At 66.8% G+C, this 3,830-nt stretch carries 3 protein-coding genes; all 3 read left to right on the top strand.

The annotated features are described in order from the left end of the window. Positions 1-996: tRNA dihydrouridine synthase DusB (gene dusB, locus Q4E95_RS11725; protein ID WP_303383478.1), on the top strand; the 996-nt coding region annotated here is incomplete at its 5' end. Between the two features lie 4 nt (positions 997-1,000). Further along, the gene (locus Q4E95_RS11720; protein WP_303383477.1) at positions 1,001-2,320 is read left to right on the top strand and encodes a deoxyguanosinetriphosphate triphosphohydrolase; all 1,320 of its coding nucleotides are present in this window, start codon (positions 1,001-1,003) and stop codon (positions 2,318-2,320) included. Between the two features lie 92 nt (positions 2,321-2,412). Beyond that, positions 2,413-3,816, top strand: a complete 1,404-nt coding sequence (locus Q4E95_RS11715) for an aromatic acid/H+ symport family MFS transporter (RefSeq protein ID WP_303383476.1) — start codon at positions 2,413-2,415, stop codon at positions 3,814-3,816. The last annotated feature ends 14 nt before the right edge of the window (positions 3,817-3,830 follow it).

Raw genomic sequence — 3,830 nt, 5'->3', positions numbered from 1 at the left:
GCCCTGGTCGAACGCCGCCCGGAGTCGCTGCGGATCATCCACCACGACCCGGATGAGACCCCGCGTTCGATCCAGATCTACGGTGTGGACGCGGTCAATGTGGGCAAGGCCGTGCGCATGGTCGCGCAGGAGGATCGCGCGGACCACATTGATTTGAACTTCGGCTGCCCGGTGCCCAAGGTCACCAAACGCGGCGGCGGTTCCGCTCTGCCGTGGAAGACGGACCTGTTCCGGGCAATCATTCGCACGGCGGTCCGGGAGGCCTCCGAGGCGAATATTCCGGTGACCATCAAGATGCGGATCGGCATCGACGACGAGCACCAGACCTACCTGGATGCGGGCCGCATGGCACGTGACGAGGGCGTGGCCGCCGTGGCTCTGCATGGCCGCACCCTGCAGCAGCACTACTCCGGTAAGGCCGATTGGGCGTCGATCGCCCGGCTGCGCGAGGCGCTCCCGGACATCCCCGTGCTCGGTAACGGTGACATCTTCTCCGCCGAGGACGCGGTGCGGATGGTTGAGCAGACGGGTGTGGACGGCGTGGTGGTGGGCCGCGGTTGCCAGGGCCGCCCGTGGCTGTTCGGCGACCTGCAGGCGGCCTTCGAGGGCAGCCCCAAGCGCTACAGGCCCGGAGTCCGCAAGGTCGCGGACACTTTGTACCGGCACGCCGAGTTGCTCGCCGAGGAGTTCGGTGACGAGGCCAAGGGGTGCCGCGAAATTCGCAAGCACGTGCCCTGGTACTTCAAGGGATACCCGGTGGGCGGCGAACTGCGCGCGCACATGGCGCAGGTGCCCAGCCTGGCCCGACTGCGTGAACTGCTCGACCAGCTCGACCTGGATCTGCCGTACCCGGGTCAGGACGTAGAAGGCCCTCGTGGCCGCGCTGGCAACCCCCGTAAACCCCACCTCCCGGACGGCTGGTTGGACTCCCGCATCCTGGGCGACGCCGAACGTCTGGGCCTGGTGCACGCCGAACTCGATGTCTCCGGAGGCTGACCGATTGCACACCCCTGACCGTTTGGGAATCCTGCCCGCCGGATACGCCTACGAGGACGCCGAACGGTACGTGGCCGAGAACCACCACAACCGGCACCGCTCCCACTTCGAACGTGACCGTGCGCGTGTGCTGCACAGCTCCGCTCTCCGGCGGTTGGCGGCCAAGACCCAGGTGGTCGCTCCCAGCACGGATGACTTTGTCCGCAACCGCCTGACCCACTCCCTGGAAGTCGCCCAGATCGGACGCGAACTGGGCAAGGCTCTGGGGTGCGATCCCGATGTGGTGGATGCCGCGTGCCTGTCCCACGACCTGGGGCACCCGCCCTTCGGGCACAACGGTGAAACGGCGCTCGCGGCCATGACCCGGGAGATCGGCGGTTTCGAGGGCAACGCTCAGACGTTGCGACTGCTGGTGCGCCTGGAACCCAAGATCGTCAGCGGGGACGGTCACCCGGCGGGGCTGAATCTCACGCGCGCCACCCTGGACGCCACGTGCAAGTACCCGTGGAGCGCCACGGACGCGCCACCTCGCCCGGACGGGAAACCCAATCGGAAATTCGGGGTGTACCAGGACGATCTGCCGGTGTTCCGCTGGATGCGAGAAGGGGCCGTGGCGGGCCGCAAATGCTTGGAAGCCCAGGTCATGGACCTGGCCGACGACATTTCCTACAGCGTGCACGACGTTGAGGATGCAATTGCCTCCAACGCCTTGCAACTGGGTCAGCTCGCGGACCCCGTTGCGCGAGCTCGCGTCATTGAATGGACCCAGCGCTGGTACCTTCCCCAGGCCACAGCGGAGGAATTGGACGCCGCCCTGCGCCGGTTGGAGGACTCCCCGGTGTGGATTCCGCTGATGAACGGTTCCCGCAAGGACCTGGCGCGGCTCAAGAACATGACGAGCCAGTTGATCGGCCGGTTCGCCATGTCCGCGGTGGAGGCCACGCGTGACGTGGCCGGTGACGGGCAGCTGACCCGGTACGGCGCACAGCTCGTGGTGCCGCATGAGACGGGCCTGGAGATCGCCGTGCTCAAGGGCATCGCTACGGCGTTCGTGATGACGGTGCGTGATGCGCAGCCGCTGTATGAGAACCAGAACGAGATCCTGACCATCCTGGTCGATGCGCTCATGGAAACCGACGGCCGCTTCCTCTCCCCGGAATTCACGGGGGATTGGCGCGAGATCGGTGATGGACCCGGAACGGAGGCGGCGCGGCTGCGGCTGGTCGTCGATCAGGTCGCGTGCCTCACCGACACGTCAGCGGTTGCACTCCACGACAGGATCCGCGGTGCCAACTGGCGCACCGGTGACAAACCCCTCTGGTGAGGCTCATCTCATTCAATGGGATTGTGGCCGGGGCAACACCGGCGTGCGATTAGTATCACTGTGATCTGTCGCCCTATCGGAAGAGATTCCTCGTGAGCTCCACAGCCTCCTCACCCCGCGCCGGCACCACGTCCGGCAAGGGCCTCATCCTTAAATCCCCCCTGTGGGTCGCGCCCCTGTGTTGGATCGCGGTTCTGCTGGACGGCTTCGACGCCGTGGTCCTCGGTGCGGTCATGCCCACCCTGCTGGAGGACAAAGCCTTCGACATGACCACCGGCGAAGGCACCGCCGTGGCCACCGCCGGTTTGTTCGGCATGATGATCGGCGCGCTCGGCATGGGGTGGCTCACCGACCGCTTGGGCCGCCGCAAAATGCTGATCGGCGCCGTGGTCATCTTCTCCGCCCTGACCTTTGCCGCGGCCTTCGCTCCCACCGTGCTGTGGTTCGGTGTGCTGCGCTTCCTGGCCGGTCTGGGATTGGGCGGTTGCCTGCCCACCGGCATCTCCATGGTCAATGAATTCGCCCGGAAGGGCCGCGGCTCCAACGCCACCACCGTGATGATGACCGGCTACCACGTGGGCGCCGTACTCACCGCGGCCCTGGCCATCTGGGTCCTCATGCAGTTCTCGTGGCACACCATGTTCATCGTGGGTGCGTTGCCCGCCCTGATCCTGGTCCCGCTCATGTACTTCTTCCTTCCCGAGTCACCGTCCTACCTGGCGGCCAGGGGCGATTACGACGCCGCTCGCGCGGTTGCCGCGCATTACAACGTGGAACTCGAACTCCCCAACGCCGCGAACGCAACGCGTGTGGCCGGAGCGGACCGTGCGGCGTCGACCGCGGGTGGCGAGAAGGCCAAGCCCGCGAAGCAGGGCGCGGCGTTGCTGCTGAGCGGCACGTACGCGCGGAACTCGACGTTCATCTGGACCGCGTCCTTCATGGGTCTGCTGCTGGTGTACGGCCTGAACACGTGGCTGCCGCAGATCATGCGCGCCGCGGATTACGACCTGGGCAACGCGCTGGGTTTCCTGTTGATCCTGAACGTGGGTGCCGTGCTGGGCCTGTGGATCGGCGGGCGCGTGGCTGATCGCATCACCCCGCGAGTGGCGGGCATCCTGTGGTTCGCGGCGTCGGCCGTGCTGCTGGCGGCCCTTGCCATCAAGCTGCCGGTGTTCGGTATTTACATCATGGTGTTCCTGACCGGTTGCTTCGTGTTCTCCTCGCAGGTGCTCGTGTATGCGTTCACCGCCGCCAACCACCCGCCGCAGGTCCGCGCCACGGCGCTGGGCATGTCCGCCGGCGTGGGCCGGTTGGGCGCGATCAGTGGACCCATTCTGGGCGGCACGCTGCTGACCGCGGGTCTGGCCTACCCGTGGGGCTTCTTTGCCTTTGCCCTGGTGGGTGCGCTCGGTGGCGCCTCCATGCTGGGGACCAAGACCGTGGATCCGGTCGACAAGCGGGTCGTGATCGATCCCGAGGAGTCTCCCGCGCGCTAGGTTCCGCGTGCTCC

Source organism: Kocuria sp. (genome assembly GCF_030536815.1).
Classification (GTDB): Bacteria; Actinomycetota; Actinomycetes; order Actinomycetales; family Micrococcaceae; genus Kocuria; species Kocuria gwangalliensis.
Note: the sequence above shows the minus strand (reverse complement) of the source record. Positions and strands in the feature narration are given on the sequence as shown.